The organism is Mesorhizobium huakuii (genome assembly GCF_014189455.1).
In the GTDB taxonomy this organism is placed as follows: domain Bacteria; phylum Pseudomonadota; class Alphaproteobacteria; order Rhizobiales; family Rhizobiaceae; genus Mesorhizobium; species Mesorhizobium huakuii_A.
Map to the genome: position 1 here is coordinate 3,419,467 of NZ_CP050296.1, position 19,579 is coordinate 3,439,045.

The following is a 19,579-nucleotide window of genomic DNA, read 5'->3' on the forward strand; positions in this document are numbered from 1 at the left end:
TCTGTCCGGAATTGCGTCTAAACAGATGGATCAAAGGCTGCCGTTGATCCAGTGCGACAGCGCGGTCTTCGGCGCGGCGCCGACCTTCATGTCGGCCACTTCGCCGCCCTTGAAGATCATCAGCGTCGGGATCGAACGCACGCCAAACTGCGCGGCAAGCTCCGGGTTCTCGTCGATGTTGAGCTTGGCGATCTTGACCTTGCCGCCGAGCTCGTTGGCGATCTCTTCCAGCGACGGGCCGATCATCTTGCACGGGCCGCACCATTCAGCCCAGAAATCCACCACGACCGGCTCTTTGGCGTTGAGCACGTCGGCCTGGAAATTGTTCTTGTCGACCTTGACGGTGGCACCCATGCGGAAAATTCCTTTCGAGAGTTCTTTGTCGCACCAAATGTGGTGGTTGTCGTGCCCTTCTTCAAGCAGGTCTTGTGTCACGCTCCTGTGAGTCGGGCAAGGGCGTCATCCATGGCCTGGGCCGGCAGTTCGATCAGCCGTGGCGCTTCGGTAAACAGCAGGGCCGCGTTGACCTCGCGCCCGGGATAAAGCGGCTGCAGCAGGGCGCGATAGAGCGCGAGCTGCAGCAGATAGGCCGGCGAGACCTCGCCCAGAGAGGCGGGCGCCGGCCGGTTGGTCTTGTAGTCGACGATCGAGACCGTGTTCGCTGTCACCGCCAACCGGTCGATCTTGCCGGAAATGGAACGCTTTTTGCCCCTGACTTCCAGGCTGCCCATGATCGCCACCTCGGCGCGAGAAGATGGTGCGAACAATTGGCCGAGGCGAGGGTCGGCAAGGATGGCGATGACCGATGCCAAGGCCTTGTCCCGCTCTGACGGCGGCCACGCGACACCTGTTCGCGCGAAATAGCGCTCGGCTGCGCCTTGGCGTTCGTCTTCGGCAATGCCGGGCAACATCTGCAGCAGCTTGTGCAAAGCGAGCCCGCGCAGGACGGCAAAGCCGGGCTCGGCATCGGCGTCCAGCACTGGCGAAGCCTTGTCGACGACCGCTTCCTTGCCTTCGTCGATCAGCGCCGAGGCGCCGGATGGCGACAGCGGACGCGGCAGATCCTCGAAAGGCGGCAAGGGCCGGAACAGGGTCGCCGGCAACGGCTCGAAAGCATCGGCCTGCCGCGCCTGCTCGTCGGCGCTCGGCGCGACGGGCGGCAGTTTGGTGACATGGAAACGGTGCACCGGCTCGCCGCCGACGGGATGCGCACGCTGTTCGCTTTCCGGCGCGCCGATCAGCGCGCGGCTGACGATCGAATGCCAGGTGCCGGCGTTCGGCGCCCGCTTGCCGTGATAGCCGCAGACGATCAGCCGGTCCTCGGCGCGGGTCATGCCGACATAGAGCAGCCTTCGGTATTCATCGTCGGCAAGTTCCCGTGCTCGCGCCGCCGCCGCCTTCGAAAAGCCGTTGGCGACGTCGCTGGCCGAACGCCAGAGATAGCCCTTGCCGTCCCAATGGCGGCCCGAGCCGTCGAACGGCATCAGCCGCGGTAGATGCTGGTCGCTGAACGGGGCGGAGCCGCCATCAACCAGGAACACGACCGGCGCCTCCAGGCCCTTGGCGGCGTGCACGGTCATGACGCGGACCTCGTCACGCGTCTGGTCCATCTCGCGCTTGATCTCGGGGCCGGCATTCTCCAGCGTCGACAGGAAGGCTTCCAGACCGGGCAGGCCGGTCCGTTCCTCGGCAAGGCAGAAGCTCAGGAACTCATCGAGAATATCGCCGGCCTCCGGCCCGAGCCGCGCGATCATTTTTCTGCGCACGCCATCACGCGCCAACAGGCCGGCATAGAATTCGAACACCGGCTTGAAAGCGGCCTCGTCGGTCCAGATGTCGAGTTGCGCGACGATCTTCGCCAAGCGTTCGTCTCCTTCGGCATGCTGGCGCAGCGACGCGGCCAGCGACAGGCCGGGCGGCCTCTGCGCGGCGAGCGTGAACAGCGCCTCCTCCGGCAGGTCGAAGATCGGGCTGCGCAGCACGGCGGCGAGCGACAGATCGTCCTGCGGCTGGATCAGCAGATGACCGAGCCCGATCAAATCCTTGACGGCGATGTGGCCGGGCAGGCTCAGCCGGTCGGCGCCGGCGACCGGAATGTCGCGACGTTTCAAGGCGCGGGTCAGCGCATGGACAAAACTGTCGCGCTTGCGCACCAGCACCAGCACATCGCCCGGCCGCAGCCGCTGGCCACGGCCCTCGATGATCTCGCTTTTGCCGATCCAGCCGGCAATGGTCGCTGCGACGTTCTCGGCAACGCGCACCGCCGGCGCATGGGCGTGGTCGATGGCTTGCGTCCAGTCGTCGGGTTCGTCGACAACATCGGCGCCGATCGACGGCCAGACCTCGACATAGCCCGGCGCATCGGTGCGGATCGCCTTGTGGTTCAGCGGATCGGGATCATGGCTGATGCCGCGCCGCACGATGGGGTCGGCAAAGACACGGTCGACGGCGGCGAGCACATCGTCGGTCGAGCGGAACGACCAGGTGAGCTTGAGGTCGGCAAAGGACGCTTCGGCATCGCGCACCCGGCCGGCGAACAGCAGCCGGCTGTCGGCGAAAGAGTCCGGCGCTGCGCCCTGGAAGGAATAGATCGACTGCTTTTCGTCACCGACGGCAAACACCGTGCGGTGGACCCGGTCGCGCGCGCCGAGGCCGGCGAAAAATTCTTCCGCCAGCCGCTTCACCACCTCCCATTGATCCGGGCTGGTGTCCTGCGCCTCGTCGAGCAGGATGTGGTCGATGCCCTGGTCGAGTTTGTATTGCACCCAGGGTCCAGCATCGGGTCGCGCCAAAAGGTTGACCGTGCGGGTGATCAAATCGTTGAAGTCGAGAAAGCCGCGGCCGCGCTTCAGCACTTCGTAACGGGCGATCAGCCAGTCGGCGATGGTCAGTGCCGCACGTGTGCCTTCCAGCATGCGGAACAGCGCCAGCCGGTCGACGGTTTCGATGATGGCGCTTGCCGCCGAGACATAGCGCTCGGCGAGGTCCGGCAGCCGGTCGGTCAGGGCTTTCTTGAAGGCCTTTGTCGGATCGTAGGGATCGCCGTCGGTCTTGAGGAAGGCTCTCGCGAGCAATTGCAGGCGGCGAACAGGATCGCTCTCGGCGAAAGCCTGGCGCGCATAGGGCAGGATGTTGTTCAGCACCGATCTGGCGTCGGTGGATTCGGCGGCCTGGGCGAAGCCGGCGAAATAGTCGGGCAGAAAGCCTGGCAACGGCCAGACCGATGCTGCAATCCCTTCGGCGGTCTGGCCAGGGCGGAAATGGAATTCGTCGAACAAAGGCTGGAAGCCGTCGCGCCCGACCGCGTCGAGGAAATGACGCAACCCGTCGCGCTTGCGCACGATTTCGCCGAGCAACGCATCGAGACCGGCCTCGCCGCCGCGCTCCAGTACGGTGGCGAAGGCGTCGGCCAGATCCGGGTTGCCGGCAGTCGTGCCGGAGATCATCTCGCGGCGCGCGGCAGCGAAAAGCGATGCCTCCATCTGGCCGTCGAGCATCTCGAAATGGGCGGGAATGTTGGCTTCCAGCGGAAACTGGTGGAGCACCGATTCGCAGAAGGCATGAATGGTCTGGATCTTCAGCCCGCCCGGCGTTTCCAGCGCCTCGGCGAACAGGCGCCGTGCCCGGCGCATCGTGTCGCGGTCGGGCCGGCGCCCTTCGAGCGCCGCGATCTTTGCGGCCAGCTCTGCGTCGCCGAGCACCGTCCAGTCCGACAGCGTGGAAAAAACCCGGTTCGACATGTTGGCGGCGGCGGCGCGCGTATAGGTCAGGCACAGGATCTTCGACGGGTCGGTGCCGTTGAGCAGCAGCCGGATGACGCGCTGCGCCAGCACATGGGTCTTGCCGGAGCCGGCATTGGCCGACACCCATGCGGAATTCTGGGGGTCGGCGGCGCGGGCCTGGCTGGTCGCGGTGTCGCTCGGGATGGGATAGGCCTTCTTCATGCCTCCCCTCCCTCGTCGCCGGCGTCGCCGCCGGCCGACCATTCGAGGACACGGGCGAGGTGGTCGTAGTCGCCATCGGTCTCGCCCTCACGAAACGGCAGCGCGCGCGACAGATAGCCGGTCTGCGGGTCGGCATAGTGGATCAAAAGCTTTTCCAGCCGTGCCCACGCCTCTTCGGCAAGATCGGCGGCGGTTTGCGGCTGGCGGTTGTGCTCGAGAATGGACTCCTCGAACACCTCGCCATTCGGCTTCAGCCTGATGAAGGCCAGTTGCGATGGCTCGCGCGCGCCCAAATCCTTGAAGGCGCCGCGCCGCAGCAGCGCGCCTTCAAGCGCCAGCTGCGGCGCCAGCAGCGTGTGCGCCTGTGCCTTCGAGGGCGAGGAGCCGGTCTTGTAGTCCAGTATGTCGGCCATGCCGCCGGCCAGCAAATCGACGCGGTCGGCGTAGCCGGACAGCGTCACGCCGGACTGGCCGACAACGGTCTTTCCCGCACGCTCCTCGGCATGGCGCCGGACCACCGCATCGGCGCGCGTGCGCTCCCATTCGACGATGTTGGCGGCGAGTTTTTCGAAGCGCGGCCACCACACCGCTTCGACATCGGCCGGAAGGGCGGCGTCGGCAAAGCAGGCACGGCCGGCGGCGATGAGGCCGGCCAGTGCATCGGGCGCGCGCGGATCGGCAACGCGCGACGAGAACAGGTGCAGGATGGCGTGGAACAGCGTGCCGCGTTCGGCGGCACCGGGATCGCGGATCAACGGGTCAAGCGGCATCAGGCCGAGGATCCGTCTGGCATAGACGGCGTAGGGATCGCGGCGCAAAGTTTCGATCTCGGTGACCGAGAAATGCGTTGGGCGCACCGCCAATGGCGGCTTCGGTTGCGGTCGCGGCGCGAAATCCTGCTTCGGTGCGGTATCGAGCGTGCGTGCCCATGCGAGCAGCTCGTCGCCACGCCGGCGCAAAGCTGCCGCCTGGTCGTTGCCGATGAAGGTGAGCAGCCGCTGCAACCAGCGTGACGGCACGGCCGGTGCGTCGCCGGAACGCGCCGAGCGGGCCAGCACGACATGTCTCGCGCCCATCGCCATCTGGAAATCATGCGCGGCGAGGCCGATGCGCCGCTCCGGCGGCTCGAGATCGATGCCGGTTTTCATCAGCCGCGACATGAAGCGGTCGCTCTCCGGCTTGCGCGGCCAGACACCTTCGTTGAGCCCGCCGATGACCAGCGTGTCGACATCCTGCAACCGCGCTTCCAGCGCGCCCCAGATGGCGATGTTCCTGTCCGTACCTTGCGCCGGTTTGACCGTCTCGGGCGCGATCAGCGCGTCCATCACATCGGGCCATTCGCTGGCAGCAAAGACAGCGGCGCCGATGCCGCGACCAGCCCGCGCAGCAGTTCGGCGAGTTTTTCACCGGCGTCACCGGCATAGAGGTCGCCCAGGCCGCCATCGGCGGAACGGCCGAGGTTCTCCAAGGCCACAACGCTGGCTTTGACCAGCGCGGCAAAGCCGGCATCCGTCTGGACGCGAAACGCCGAAAGCGGCGCCAACGCTTGGGTGAGACGTTCGAGCAAATTCCGCGCATCTTCGATGGAGCGCACGGTGAGACGGGAAAACCAGAAGGGCGGCCGGCTGTCGCCGCCGAGGCCGGTGAGCCGGGCCTCGAACAAGTCCGGCAGCGAAACGATGTCGGGGCGGCCGGTGCCGCCGCGCAGCGCCACCAGTTCGACCAGCTCCGCAGCGTGGCGCACAGCGGCGCGTTCGAGGCCGAGGCCGAGCAGCGGGTGCTTGAGCAGCGACAAAAGGCCGACGGGATCGCCCGGCCGGAACACTGCTTCGAGCGCCAGCCGGAGCAGGCTGGCCGCCGGGCTGTTGGCGAGCGGCGTGCCGCCGGAATCGTCGGCAACGACGCCAAAGCGCTTGAGTTCGACCGAGACACGCCGCGCCAGCGCGCGGTCGCCCGTGACGAGAGCCGCCCTCTGGCCGGGCTGTTCGACCGCTTGCTTGAGCGCGACGGCGATGGCGACGGCTTCGTCGCGTTCGCTCGCCGCCTCAAGCAGCGTCACCTCGGCAAAGGCGCCGGCAATGTCGGACGCTGAAAACCCGCTGCGCGTCTCGGCCCACAATTCGGTGGTCTCGGCCGGCCGCAGCGCCTCGCCGACAAGGGCGGCGCGTCGCGCCAGCCGCGGCTCGGCCGCGCCGACCTCCTCGACATCCGAGCGCAGCACGCCGATCTTGCCGATCAGCCGGGCCAAGCCATATTGCGGGTGGCCAAGCACGGCCGGGCGTGCGCCGGGGGCGACCAGTGCCTGGAAGGAGGCTTCGTCCAGCGTCCGGTCGAGCCCGGGCAGCACGATGGCGCCGCCGGGCAAGCGGGCGATCGCGGCAAGCAGCTCCGCCGTGGCTGGGATGGAGCCGGTGGACCCGGCGGCGATGACCGGTCCGGCAGGCGGATTGCGCCGCAGCCGCGCCGCTTCGGAGCGGATCAGCGCGCTGCGATGCGCGGCCGGATTGGAGCGGTCGCTCTCCCGGAGGAATTTCGGCCAGGCATCGGTGACGATGCCGAGGAATTCGAGCGTCACCTGCCACCAGCCGGCAAGGTTGCCGGTCACCAGATCGGCAAGCTTGGCCCAGTCGGTGCCTTCCGTCTCGATCTCATCCATCAGCCCGGCGAGATCGCGCGCCAGCCAGATCGCGTCGGCGGTGGAGGCGGGGATGACGATTTCCTCGGCGAAGAGCTTCGCCACATGCTCCGGCAGCCGGCGTTTCCACGCGCGTACCAGTGGCGTCAGCAGCAGCAGGCGTTCGGTTGCGGAAATCGGTGGCGCGAGATCGATCGCCGCCGCCGGCTCGGCGTCGAACGCGGCCTCATCCTCGTCGAACTCGCCGAGCGGACGGATGACCGGCAGGATCGCCGAACCGCCGCCGCCGCGTGCCTTCAAACTGTCGACGAAGACACCGCGCAAGGCGCGCGCGGCGCGGCGCGTCGGCACATAGATGGTGACATCGGCGAGAGCGAGCGGATCGCCGTCGAAACGAAATCCCGGGACCAGGCGACCGGCAAGCAGCGCCTCGGCCAGCGTCGGCAGAAACGGCGCTCCGGGGGAATCGAGAAAACGCGGCTGGAGCCGCTCATTGCATCTCGGCTAGCGCGCCGGCGACCGCTGCTTCCGCCTGCGGGATGGCATCGGGCGTGCCGACGGTGATCCAGTGGCCGTGCATCGGCATGCCGAACAGCCGGCCGGCGGCGATGGCTTTATCGAAATAGGCGTTGAGCGAATGCGGTTCGGCCGATGCGTCCGCGAACAGGCGCGGATGGATGATCGCCGCACCGGCATAGATCAGGCCCGCCGGATCGCCTTTTGAACGCCGCAAGGCACCATCCGGCGCAACCAGGAAGTCGGTTGACCCGCAGTGTCCTGTCGCCTGATGGAGATCCGCCAGCATCAGCAGAATATCCATTTTCGCGGCGTCCCACGCAAGGGCGAGCCGCCCGAGATTGAGCGGGCCGTGGTCGATCCAGAAGGTGTCGGCGTTGAGGATGTAGAAGGGCTTTTGACCCAGCTCCGGCAGCGCCTTGACGATGCCGCCAGCGGAATCGAGCAGCCGGTCGCTCTCATCGGAAATGATGATGCGGGGCACATGGCGCGCCGCGACATGGGCGACGATCTGTTGGGGAAGATAGTGGACGTTGACCACGGCCTTGGCGACGCCGGCGGCGGCGAGGCTGTCGAGGCCCCAGTCGAGCAAGGTCTTGCCAGCGATCCTGACCAGCGGCTTGGGGATCGTATCGGTGATCGGCCGCATGCGCTTGCCAAGCCCGGCGGCGAGCACGATGGCGGTGTCCGGTCTTGCTGTCACAGCGTTCGTTCCTCAAGCAAGCCGTGCGTATTGTAGAAATCCCGCAGGCTGGCAAGCGCCGGGTGGGACAGCGCCCGACGCAGATAGTCGCGGATGCGCGGCAGGTGCTTCAAATAATAAGGTTTACCGTCGCGTTTTTCGAGGCGCACGAAAATGCCGAGGATCTTGGGAATTGCGCTGCGCGGCCATGATTGCATAGGCCTCCACGAAGCTTGCTTCGTCGAAAGCGCCGGCTGCATGACGCGCCGCGACATAGGCATCCAGCGTCTGCTTTTCGATCTCAGGCGCTATGGTGACGCGGGCGTCCATGGCGAGCGAAGCGACGTCATAGGCTGAGGGCCCGATCAGAGCGTCCTGGAAGTCGACGATGCCCAGCCGGTCATGGCCGGCGCGCTCGCCACGCCAGATGATGTTCGGCGAATGGAAGTCGCGTAGCATCAGCGTGTATTCGCTGCCTTGCAGCCGGTCGAAAAGCGCGTTCCATTCCCTGGCGTAGCCAATGCGCAGATCGTCGCTGGCCGGGCCGCCCGATATCGCCGGCACATACCAGTCGACCAGCAGATCGGCTTCGATCATCATCGCATCGCGGTCGAAGGGCGGCACGTCGTGGAACCTGCCCGGGCCGGCTTCCAGGTGCTGCCGCCAGGTCTTACCATGCATCATGGCTAGCAGTTCGGCCGCCGCCGCATAGCGCTCGGCCACCGGCTCGCCGTCCTTGCCGAGAAACCCTTCGGAGCCGAGATGTTCGATGAGCAGGAAGCCTTGGTCCTGGTCCTCGGCATGGATTTCCGGAACGCTGACACCGCCGGCCTTCAAGGCGCAGTCGATCGCGATGAAAGCCGAGACCGACTGGGCAGTGTGGGCGATGACCGCATAGGGTTTGCCGCCGCGCACGGGCTGGCCGAGCACTAGCCGCGGCGAGTTCATCAGCACGCGCGGCTCCTGGCCGGCAAGCGTCACGATCTCATAGGAGCGGGCGGAGGCGTCGCCGATGAAATGGCGCCGCCTCGCTTCGCCCCAGCCGGCAGTCTCGAGGAAACCGCGCATCGCCAGCGACCGCGCCGCGCGGTCGAAGGCTGGCCCTTGTCCCGACAGCCGGGCCAGCCGGCCCTCGCCATGCTGGACGAGTTCGATCGAAAGCGTCGTCTTCGGCAGATAGCTTTCGGCCCGCTCAGGCCATTCGACCAGAGCGGCACCTTGCGTCAGCGCTTCGTCGAAGCCGAGTTCGTCGAGCTCGGCTGCCGAGGCCAGGCGGTAGAGGTCGAAATGGTGCACCGGAATGCGCGTGTCGTAGCTCTGCACCAGGGTGAAGGTCGGGCTCGGCACGTCGAGGCCGGCATCGTCCGCCAGCGCTCGGATCAGCGCCCGCGCCAATGTCGATTTGCCGGCGCCGAGATCGCCCTTGAGCGCCAGCACGTCGCCGGCACGCAGGGACAGCGCCAGATCCTCGCCCAGCCGCGAGGTCTGTGTCTCATCCGCGAGCAAACGCTCCAGCACGGGTCCCGTCATCGAGCGCGCTACTCGGCCGCGGCGCGAATGCCCGGCATGTCGGGGAAGGTGCAGATGACGGTGGTGCCCTTGTCCTTGCCGGTTTCGATGCGAACGTGGCCGCCATGCAGTTCGACGAAGCTCTTGACGATCGACAGGCCGAGCCCGGCGCCGCGCCGGCGGCCGCCATTGGTGCGCGGTTCGAAGCGGCGGAACACTGAATCGAGCACATCCGGCGGCATGCCTGGACCGTCGTCATGAACCGAGAACTCCACCCCGTCCGCCAGATGGCGGCAGGCGAGCCGGATGGTGCTGGCTTCCGGTGCGTAATTGGCGGCGTTGCTGAGCAGATTGTAGAGGATCTGCCGGATGCGGGTCTCGTCGCCGTGGAACGTCTTCGGCGCAGCGGCGGCATCGACCTCGAGCCGGATCGAATGTTCCTGCAGCCGGTCGGCGACGAGTTCCGCTGCCGCCGCGATGGTGCGGTCGACATGCACCTCGGAAATGTCGAGCTGCATGATGCCGGCATCGACGGTCGCGAGGTCGAGTATGTCGTTGACGATGGTCAGCAGCACCGAGGAGGATGAGCTGACATGCTCGACATATTCGCGCTGCTTTTGATTCAGTGGTCCGGTCGTCGGCACGGAAAGCAGTTCGGTGAAGCCGATGATGTTGGTCAGCGGCGAACGCAGCTCGTAGGACACGTGCTGGACGAAGTCGTTCTTGAGCTGGTCGGACTTTTCCAGCGCCTCGTTCTTGTCCTTCAGCGCGCGTTCGACATTCACGCTGTCTGTGACGTCGACGAAAGTCATCATCACTTGCCCGTTGGGCAGCGGAATCACGGCGTAGCGCAGCACGATGCCATTGTTGAGCTCGGTCTGGCCGTGGCGTTCGCGGCGTTCGTCGTCGAAACCGGTAATGGCAGCGACGAAGCCGGGCCAGGGGCTGTCGACCGCCTGCCTGTCGCTGAGATCGCGGATCGTCGAGACGTGCACATTGGGCTTGGCGGCTTCCGTGCTCAGGCCCCACAGCGTGGCAAAAGCCGGGTTCGACAGGCGGAGCCGCCCATCGGGGCCGAACACCGCCACGCCTTCGGCGAGATTGTCGAGCGTTTCGCCCTGGACTCGCACCGCGGTGCGATAGCGGCTTTCCAGGTCCATCTTCTCGGTCAGGTTCTCGAAGACCCAGGTGACGCCGCCCTTGGGCTGCGGGTTGGCGACGACGCGGATGGTCTTCCCATCTGGCAGATGCCACCAATGTTCCTGCGATTCCACCGCGCGGTAGGCGCCGAGCAGGCCTTCTTTCCAGCGGCGCCATTCGGGCTGCTCGGCGATCTTGCCTTCGCTGCGCAGCCGGTCGAGCAAAAGCGCATTGTCGGGCGCGCTGAGCAGGAAGCCAGAGTCCAGGCCCCACAGTTTCTGGAAGGCCTGGTTGAAGAAGCGCAGCTTCTCGTCAGTGTCGAAGATGGCGACCGCGGTGTTGAGCTGGTCGAGCGTGTCGGCATGGCTGCGCACCGTCCGCTCATATTCGCCGCGAATGGTCTCGATGGCGCTGGTGTCGCAGGCAAGCCCGGCCGAACCGTCCGGGCCGGCGAAGTCGGTCACCGCGAAGACGCGGCGGTCGCCTTCGATCACCGTGGAGAGCGATTGCTCGAAGACCGGATGCGATTTGTGCTGGGTGTCGATTGCCTCACGCGCCTGGCCGCCGAGGAATTCCTTGGCGTCGCGGACCGCGGCTTCCGCGCTTTCGGCTTCGACCGCGTCGGCATAGGCCCGGTTGACCCATTTCAGGCGCCCGTGCTCGTCGCGCAGCCATGCCGGCATCTTAAGCGCCTCGAGCAGGCCGATCATCATGTCATGGTCGGCGGCCAGCCGCTGGTTGTCGATCTTTAGCCTGGCCTGGCTGCGCTGGGTCTCGGAAAGCGAGACAAACCGCACCAGTATATGCGCGGCGCTCTTGCGGCCATGCACCTCGAGCGGAGCGCCGGCCTGCGATTCGATGACCAGGTCGAAGGGCCGGGCCTTTTCGCGCAAGCCCGCGATGGCATGCTCGAGCGCCGCCGCCGAGCGCGGCATCAGCCAGCGGCCGAAGGCCAGAAATGCCGCCCGCTCCTCGGGCGCTCCGCTTTCGACCGGCAATGTGCCGATGAGTTCGGGTTTCTTGTTTTCCGAAGCCCAGACGACCACACGCTGGTCGCGCAGATTGAGCAGCGCTTCCGAACGGCGCAGTGCCGCGTTGACGTCGGCGACGCGGCTTCTCAGTTCGACATTTTCCGCCGAGGTACGAGCCCGTTCGCGGATGAGAACGATGGCCGACAGAAGCGCCGCGCCCGTCACGCCGACGAACACCGCAAGCTGCATGACCTCGACTGTGCTGATCGACAGGCCGGCGGTCGCGACAGTGGCGTTCTCGGCATGCGCCACGGCGCTGGCCAGCGGATAGGCAAGTGCTGAACTGGCCAGGAACAGTCCCGCACGGGCACGCCATGAAAGGCGCCCGCCCTGGGTGGCTGAGCCGATCGGCCCCGAATCGTCGTGGCCGCCGGAAACGGCCGATCCCGCTCCGTGCGGGTTTTGCCCCGGCATGTCTTGGTCCTCTCCGCCGCCTGAATGCAAGACCGCCCTGAAACGCGCCTCTCTGATCCCCTCTCGGGCCGGAAGCGTCGCGAATCACCTGACAATAAACCCTCGCCGAATCGCCGTGAAGGCTGATCGCGCGCAAAAATAAAGCCGGGCGAAAAGTCAATCGCCCGGCCTCAATATCTGGTAGTAAATTTAGCTTTGGTTAATAGCGGTAGTGTTCCGGCTTGAACGGACCCTGCGGCGTGACGCCGATATAGGCGGCCTGCTCACCCGACAGTTCGGTCAGGCGGGCGCCGAGCTTGTCGAGGTGCAGGCGCGCGACCTTCTCGTCGAGATGCTTGGGCAGGACATAGACCTGGTTCTGGTACTGCTCGCCCTTGCTGAACAGCTCGATCTGGGCCAGCACCTGGTTGGTGAAGGATGCCGACATGACGAAGCTCGGATGGCCGGTGGCGTTGCCGAGATTGAGCAGGCGGCCTTCCGACAACAGGATCATCCGCTTGCCGTCCGGGAAGGTGATCATGTCGACCTGCGGCTTGACGTTGGTCCATTTCAGATTGCGCAGCGACGCCACCTGGATCTCGTTGTCGAAGTGGCCGATATTGCCGACGATCACCATGTCCTTCATCGACCGCATATGGTCGAGGGTGACGACATCCTTGTTGCCGGTGGTGGTGATGACGATGTCGGCGGTCGGAGCCGCGTCCTCCAGCGTGACGACCTCAAAGCCGTCCATGGCCGCCTGCAGGGCGCAGATCGGGTCGACTTCGGTGACCTTGACGCGGGCGCCGGCGCCCTTGAGCGAGGCCGACGAGCCCTTGCCGACGTCGCCATAGCCGCAGACGACCGCGACCTTGCCGGCCATCATCGTGTCGGTGCCGCGACGGATGCCGTCGACCAGCGATTCCTTGCAGCCATACTTGTTGTCGAACTTCGACTTGGTGACGGAATCGTTGACGTTGATCGCCGGGAAGGGCAGCAGGCCCTTCTTCTGCAGCTGGTAGAGCCGGTTGACGCCGGTGGTCGTCTCTTCGGTGACGCCGCGGATCGCAGCCTTCTGCTTGGTGAAGAAGCCGGGCGAAGCCTTCAGGCGCTTCTTGACCTGGGCATAGAAATATTCCTCTTCCTCGCTCTGCGGGTTGGACAGCACGTCTTCGCCGGCCTCGGCGCGGGCGCCGATCAGGATGTACATGGTGGCGTCGCCGCCATCATCGAGGATCATGTTGGACAGGCCGCCATCGGCCCACTGGAAGATCCGGTCGGTGTAGTCCCAATACTGTTCGAGGCTCTCGCCCTTGACGGCGAAGACCGGAATGCCGGCCTCGGCGATCGCCGCCGCCGCATGGTCCTGGGTCGAGAAGATGTTGCAGGAGGCCCAGCGGATATCGGCGCCGAGCGCCTTCAGCGTCTCGATCAGCACCGCGGTCTGGATGGTCATGTGCAGCGAGCCGGTGATGCGCGCGCCCTTGAGCGGCTTCTTGACGCCGAATTCCTCGCGGCAGGCCATCAGGCCGGGCATTTCGGTTTCGGCGATATCAAGTTCCTTGCGGCCCCAGCCGGCAAGCGAGATGTCGGCGACCACATAATCCTTGCTACCCGTCATGGCAGTGCTCCGTGCGATTTGATGTGCTTGCGAATTGGTTGCGGATGCGCCCGCGCCGGTCGGCGCGTCGAAGGGCGCGAATTGCCGGCCTGACTAGCAGATCGGTGTCGAGACGACAATGGGATATAAAGAAATCTTTATCCCTGCATGTCCCGCAGGCATGCTTCGTGCGGCGTACGGGATCAGCATTCCTCGCCGAAACGGGAGGCAACAAGCTGCTCCAGCGCGTCCATGACCTCGAGCGCCTCCGGCCCGCTGGCGGTGACGCGGATCGAGTAGCCCGGGCTGGCGGCAAGCATCATCAGGCCCATGATCGACGTGCCGCCGACCTTGAGGCCGTCCTTCTCGACATGCACCGAGGCGTCGAAGCCGCTGGCGAGCTGGACGAATTTCGCCGAGGCGCGTGCATGCAGGCCGCGCTGGTTGACGATCGGAAACTCCCGGACGATTTGGTCTTTTTCCGGGGATAGCGCGTTCATTTGCTGCTCAGAAGCTGGCTGGCGACATTGATGTATTTGCGGCCGGCTGCCTGCGCCTCGTCGAGCGCGGCTGCCATGTTGTCGCCCTTGCGGATCGAGGACAGCTTGATGAGCATCGGCAGGTTCATGCCGGCGATCACCTCGGTGCGCCCGGACTCCATCACCGAAATGGCGAGGTTCGACGGCGTGCCGCCGAACATGTCGGTCAGCACGATGACGCCCGCTCCGGTATCGACACGGGCGACGGCGTCGACGATGTCGCGGCGACGCTGTTCCATATCGTCGTCGGCACCGATCGCCACGGTTTCGAAATTGTCTTGTGGCCCGACGACATGTTCGACGGCATGTCGGAACTCGGTGGCCAGTTGACCGTGCGTTACAAGCACGAGTCCGATCATTCTTTGGTGGCTCCCGTCATCGCCGCTTCACAGGCGCATTTTATGCTCGCCAGCCATTCCAGGCGGCGGGAGCGCTATCTTGTCGACGCGCGGCCCGTTGACAAGCCCAAAATTGCGCCGGCCCATGCCATTTTGACGCATTGCAGCAAAAAACTCTGACCGGATCATAGAAAAGGCATGATCGACAGCCGCGCCATCACGGCGGGCAAGGCAGCCGTGACATTGCGTTCGGCCAGTTCGATCCGCGGCACCGTGCAGCCGATGATCTCGTCGCTGGCGTCCTCCTGGAAGCGTGCGATTACGCCGGCCGGCAACAGGAGTATATGCAGGTCGACGACGCAGGCCGGTTCGAACGGCAGCTTCCGTGGCCCGAGCCCCGGCACTTCGGCAAGACCTTCTATCGTGGCGGGAGCACGGCACACCAGCCGCCCGGCATGCGCCTCGACGAAAAGCTGATCGTCGCCAATCAGCCGCGCAAACAATCCGCGCTGGCGGCAATGGTCGATAAGCGTCAGCGCCAGCGTCGTCTTGCCCGAACCGGATGCTCCGCTGAAAAGCAGGCCGCGCTCGCCGATTAGGATCGCCGTTGCGTGAATGTTTTCAGGCCGCACGGCCGCACCTAAACATTTGGAATCATGCTTCGGCCGGCAGCGTCACGACGAAGCGCGCGCCCTTGATCTCGCCCGGCTTGGTGCCGGGAATGTTCTCGGCGGTCAGCGTGCCGCCATGGGCCTCGACGATCTGCCTGGAGATCGACAGGCCAAGGCCCGAATTCTGGCCGAACGCCTCGCCGGCAGGCCGGTCGGTGTAGAAGCGTTCGAAGATGCGGTCGATATTGTCGGCGCGGATGCCGGGACCATTGTCGTCGACGGTCAGGATGTTGAACTTGCCGGCGCGCGCCAGCGACAGGCTGATGTGGCCATGGTCCTCGGGAACGAAGGAGCGCGCATTCTCGATCAGATTGGTGACGACCTGGCCGATGCGCAGATCGTGGCCGGCGACGAAATAGCCTTTGACGCCTTGCGGCAGCTTGGCGACCTTGAGCTCGATCTCGACCGCTTTCTTATTGCGGGTGGTCTCGCGCGACACGGCGACGAGGTCGGTGATGAATTTCTTCAGGTCCACCGTCCCGGCATCTTCGCGCGCCAGTTCGGCGTCGAGACGTGAGGCGTCGGAAATGTCGGTGATCAGGCGGTCCAGCCGTCGGACGTCATGCTGGATGATGTCCATCAGCCGGCTGCGCGAATTGTCGTTCTTGGCCAGCGGCAAGGTTTCCACCGCGCTGCGCAGCGACGTCAGCGGGTTCTTCAACTCATGCGACACGTCGGCGGCGAAGCTTTCGATCGCCTCGATACGGGCATAGAGCGCGTTGGTCATGTCGCGCACGGCGATTGACAGATTGCCGATCTCATCCTGGCGGTCGGAAAAGTCGGGGATCTCCTCGCGACTCTTGACGCCGCGCCTGACCCGCACCGCCGCCGCCGACAGCCGGCGTAGCGGGTTGGCGATGGTCGAGGCCAAAAGCATCGACAGGATGGCGGTGACGAGTGCCGCGATGCCGAAGACGCGCAGGATCGCCTTGCGCTCGGCGGCGACGATCTTGTCGATGTCGCCGCCTTCGGTCGACAGCATCAAGACGCCGAGAACGGCGCGGAAGCGCTGGATCGGCACCGCCACCGAAACGATCTGCTCGCCCTGTTCCGAGACGCGCACGATGGTCGATGGGCTGCCGGTCAGCGCCTTGACCACTTCCGGAAAAGCCGCGCCATTGCCGCCCGGCTGCTCGCGATAGACAGGCAAGTCGGTGTTGCGGAAGAAGTCGAAGATGAATTTCTGGACGCGCTCGACGAGATCAGGCTCTTCTTCCTCGACCGGCGGCAGGTCGTAGCGCAGGATCTGGCCGCGCGAATAGAGATGGCGCGAATCGAGCAGCAGATTGGCGTCGCGGTCATAGATGCGGGCCCGCGTTCGGGTCGGCGAGATCAGCCGTCGCAGCACCGGCGCGACACGCTCCGGATTGATCGGGAAATCGAGATTGTCGAGCTGGTCCGAGCCCGGCCCCAGGCTCTCGCCGGCCTGCAGCTCAAGCAGCTTTTCCGGGTCGATGCTGATCGAATCGGTCTCGACCGTCGCCGACGCCGCGATCGCGCCGGCGATGATCTCGCCCTGCGTCATCAGGCTTTCGACGCGGGCATCGATCAGCCCGTCGCGGAAGGTGTTGAGGTAGAGGATGCCGGTGACCAGGACAGCCAGGCCGGCAAGGTTGAGGAACAGGATGCGCCGGGTCAGGCTGGAAAAGATGTGGTGGCCGAGGAAGCGGCGCATCGGCACCGTGATCTTCGACACGAAGGACGGCATAATGCGCGACGGCCGCCTGGCGGCGCCCGTCGGCCTTGTTCGCTGTGCTTCCACTGCCATCGAATAGCAGTCCCTGCTTAGTCTTCGGTTCGACGCATGTCGCAGCCCCAAAACCGGGACCGCTTTTGCTCGACATACATCAAATTACGCTTCGCGGAACCGGTATCCGACTCCGTAAAGGGTTTCGATCATCTCGAAGTCGTCGTCGACAGCCTTGAACTTCTTGCGCAGCCGCTTGATGTGGCTGTCGATCGTGCGGTCGTCGACATAGACCTGCTCATCATAGGCTGAATCCATCAGCGCATCACGGCTTTTTACGACACCGGGACGCTGCGCCAGCGAGTGCAGGATCAGGAATTCGGTGACGGTGAGCGTCACCGGTTCGCCTTTCCAGGTGCAGGTATGGCGTTCCTGGTCCATGACCAACTGGCCGCGCTCGAGCGAGCGGGCCTGCTGGCTGGGCGCCTTTGCCGCAGCCTCGCGGGCACTGGCACGGCGCAGCACGGCGCGCACCCGCTCGACCAGCAGGCGCTGTGAGAACGGTTTGCGGATGAAATCGTCGGCGCCCATCTTGAGGCCGAACAATTCATCGATCTCGTCGTCCTTGGAGGTCAGGAAGATCACCGGCAGGTCGGACTTCTGGCGCATCCGGCGCAACAGTTCCATGCCGTCCATGCGCGGCATCTTGATGTCGAGGATGGCAAGATTCGGCGGACGTGCCGCCAGGCCTTCCAGCGCGGACGCACCATCCGTGTAGGTCTCGACGCGATATCCCTCGGATTCGAGGGCGATCGACACCGACGTCAGAATGTTGCGGTCGTCATCGACAAGCGCGATTGTTGCCATTTCAAGCGGCTCCCTCATGAGCTGTCCCTTCTTTCGTAGAGAAGGGGCTTTTGCAGGACAAATTAGGTACAAAATGTGGCATAGGCCTTGTCCGCTGTCACGCGCGGGGTGCCGCAGGCCACAATCCTACCTCGACATGGATTGGACGAACGAACAGCGCCAATCCTTTGGGCAACCGTGAAACTTTTCGCATATATAAACGATTTAAACAACTTTCAAAATATTTAAATCGATTAATGATTTGATATCATTTGGCTTTTCTGGTTTTGACCATCTCAGCCTGCGTAGTGGGCGTGCCGGAAAGACGCCGGCAAAGATGCGGAAAATCGTAGAAGGGACACCAATGTCGGAAGTCGGCAAACGCAATCCTGCTTGCCCGATCGATCGTATCGGCCTGAAAACCACCGGCATGGTGCGCTACAATTTCGGTGCGGCCGCCCTCTATGAGGAGGCGATCCGGCGCGGCGAGGCCCGGTTGACCGCGCATGGCGCGCTGGTCGCCGAGACCGGCCAGCACACAGGCCGTTCGCCCAAGGACAAGTTCGTCGTCCGCGACGCCGCCACAGAGGCGCATGTCTGGTGGGACAACAACAAGGCGATCTCGCCGGCCCAGTTCGAAACGCTGTTCGCCGATTTCCTTGCCCACGCCGCAGACAGGGATCTCTATGTTCAGGATCTGGTCGGCGGCGCCGATGCCGAGCTGAAACTGCCGACGCGCGTCATCACCGAATTTGCCTGGCACTCGCTGTTCATCCGCAATCTGCTCATCCGCCCGGACAAAGCCGAACTCGAACAGTTCGCGCCTGAGATGACGATCATCGACCTGCCGTCCTTCCGCGCCGATCCCGCCCGCCACGGCAGCCGCACCGAGACGGTGATCGCCGTCGACCTCACCCGCAAGATCGTGCTCATCGGCGGCACCTCCTATGCCGGCGAGATGAAGAAGTCGGTGTTCACCATGCTCAACTATCTCCTGCCGGAAAAGGGCGTCATGCCGATGCATTGCTCGGCCAATGAGGGGCCGGCCGGCGACGCCGCCGTCTTCTTCGGGCTTTCGGGAACCGGCAAGACGACGCTGTCGGCCGATCCGTCGCGCACGCTGATCGGCGACGATGAGCATGGCTGGGGCCCGCACGGCATCTTCAATTTCGAAGGCGGCTGCTACGCCAAGACAATTAAGCTGTCGGCCGAAGCCGAGCCGGAGATATTCGCCACCACGCAGCGCTTCGGCACGGTGCTGGAAAATGTCGTGCTCGACGCCGACGGCGTGCCGGACTTCAACGACGGCCGCCTCACCGAAAACACACGCTGCGCCTACCCGCTCGACTTCATTCCCAATGCCTCCAAGACCGGGCGCGCCAGTCATCCGAAAAACATCATCATGCTGACTGCCGACGCCTTCGGCGTGATGCCGCCGATCGCGCGGCTGACCCCGGCGCAGGCAATGTATCATTTCCTCTCCGGCTACACGGCCAAGGTGGCTGGAACCGAAAAGGGCGTGACCGAGCCCGAGGCGACGTTCTCGACCTGCTTCGGCGCACCGTTCATGCCGCGCCATCCGTCGGAATACGGCAATCTGCTGCGCGCGCTCATCGCCAGCCACGGCGCCGATTGCTGGCTGGTCAACACCGGCTGGACCGGCGGCGCCTATGGCACGGGCAAGCGCATGCCGATCAAGGCGACGCGCGCTTTGCTTGCCGCCGCCCTCGACGGCTCGCTGAAGAACGGCGAGTTCCGTACCGACGCCAATTTCGGCTTCGAGGTGCCGGTGGCCGTGCCTGGCGTCGACAGCGCCATTCTCGATCCGCGCTCGACCTGGGCCGACAAGCCTGCCTATGACCGGCAAGCGGCAAGACTGGTCGGCATGTTCGCCGTCAACTTCGAGAAATTCGAGCCGCATGTCGATGCTACCGTCATGGGTGCGGCGCCCCGCATGCAGGAAGCGGCGGAGTAATAGCCACGCCGCTCAGCACCATTGAAGGCCCGGTTTCGATCGGGCCTTTTCTTTCACGTCGCCGCGCCATGAC

11 protein-coding genes and 2 pseudogenes are annotated in these 19,579 nt (G+C 65.0%); 1 reads left to right on the top strand and 12 read right to left on the bottom strand.

All coding sequences use genetic code 11. The features are described from left to right. Positions 1-30 precede the first annotated feature (30 nt). The 12 genes and pseudogenes from trxA to HB778_RS17090 all read right to left on the bottom strand — a co-directional run bounded on the left by trxA (position 31) and on the right by HB778_RS17090 (position 17,552). The gene (gene trxA, locus HB778_RS17035; protein WP_096452785.1) at positions 31-354 is read right to left on the bottom strand and encodes a thioredoxin; all 324 of its coding nucleotides are present in this window, start codon (positions 352-354) and stop codon (positions 31-33) included. A 77-nt stretch (positions 355-431) separates the two neighbouring features. After that, the gene (gene addA, locus HB778_RS17040) at positions 432-3,944 is read right to left on the bottom strand and encodes a double-strand break repair helicase AddA (RefSeq protein ID WP_183464861.1); all 3,513 of its coding nucleotides are present in this window, start codon (positions 3,942-3,944) and stop codon (positions 432-434) included. Next, positions 3,941-7,073 (bottom strand): annotated as a pseudogene (gene addB, locus HB778_RS17045) (double-strand break repair protein AddB). Before addB ends, addA begins: the two are co-directional and overlap by 4 nt. Continuing rightward, entirely contained in the window at positions 7,070-7,798 is a 729-nt protein-coding gene (locus HB778_RS17050; RefSeq protein WP_183464862.1) for a nucleotidyltransferase family protein, read from the bottom strand. The pseudogene addB and the gene HB778_RS17050 overlap by 4 nt, the downstream one beginning before the upstream one ends. Beyond that, positions 7,795-9,307, bottom strand: a pseudogene (gene tsaE, locus HB778_RS17055) (tRNA (adenosine(37)-N6)-threonylcarbamoyltransferase complex ATPase subunit type 1 TsaE). Before tsaE ends, HB778_RS17050 begins: the two are co-directional and overlap by 4 nt. 8 nt (positions 9,308-9,315) lie before the next feature. Beyond that, a complete protein-coding gene (locus HB778_RS17060) occupies positions 9,316-11,871 on the bottom strand; it encodes a sensor histidine kinase (RefSeq protein ID WP_183464863.1) in 2,556 nt (851 codons plus the stop codon). Between the two features lie 199 nt (positions 11,872-12,070). After that, positions 12,071-13,471 (bottom strand): adenosylhomocysteinase, encoded by a 1,401-nt coding sequence (gene ahcY / locus HB778_RS17065; RefSeq protein WP_183464864.1) that lies wholly within the window; start codon positions 13,469-13,471, stop codon positions 12,071-12,073. A 182-nt stretch (positions 13,472-13,653) separates the two neighbouring features. Then, complete coding sequence (locus HB778_RS17070; protein WP_096452795.1) at positions 13,654-13,950, bottom strand: HPr family phosphocarrier protein; 297 nt, start codon at positions 13,948-13,950, stop codon at positions 13,654-13,656. Further along, complete coding sequence (locus HB778_RS17075; RefSeq protein WP_010912939.1) at positions 13,947-14,348, bottom strand: PTS sugar transporter subunit IIA; 402 nt, start codon at positions 14,346-14,348, stop codon at positions 13,947-13,949. The genes HB778_RS17070 and HB778_RS17075 overlap by 4 nt, the downstream gene beginning before the upstream one ends. 164 nt (positions 14,349-14,512) lie before the next feature. After that, the gene (locus HB778_RS17080) at positions 14,513-14,959 is read right to left on the bottom strand and encodes an HPr kinase/phosphorylase (protein WP_183464865.1); all 447 of its coding nucleotides are present in this window, start codon (positions 14,957-14,959) and stop codon (positions 14,513-14,515) included. Between the two features lie 22 nt (positions 14,960-14,981). Then, positions 14,982-16,766: a sensor histidine kinase gene (locus HB778_RS17085; RefSeq protein WP_183464866.1), complete on the bottom strand. Its 1,785-nt coding sequence runs from the start codon at positions 16,764-16,766 to the stop codon at positions 14,982-14,984. 84 nt (positions 16,767-16,850) lie between these two features. Next, positions 16,851-17,552 carry a response regulator transcription factor gene (locus HB778_RS17090; RefSeq protein ID WP_010912942.1) on the bottom strand — a complete coding sequence of 234 codons (702 nt, stop codon included), beginning with the start codon at positions 17,550-17,552 and terminating at the stop codon, positions 16,851-16,853. A 343-nt stretch (positions 17,553-17,895) separates the two neighbouring features. On the opposite strand from HB778_RS17090, the gene HB778_RS17095 reads away from it, so the two are divergent. Continuing rightward, entirely contained in the window at positions 17,896-19,506 is a 1,611-nt protein-coding gene (locus HB778_RS17095) for a phosphoenolpyruvate carboxykinase (RefSeq protein ID WP_183464867.1), read from the top strand. Positions 19,507-19,579 lie beyond the last annotated feature (73 nt).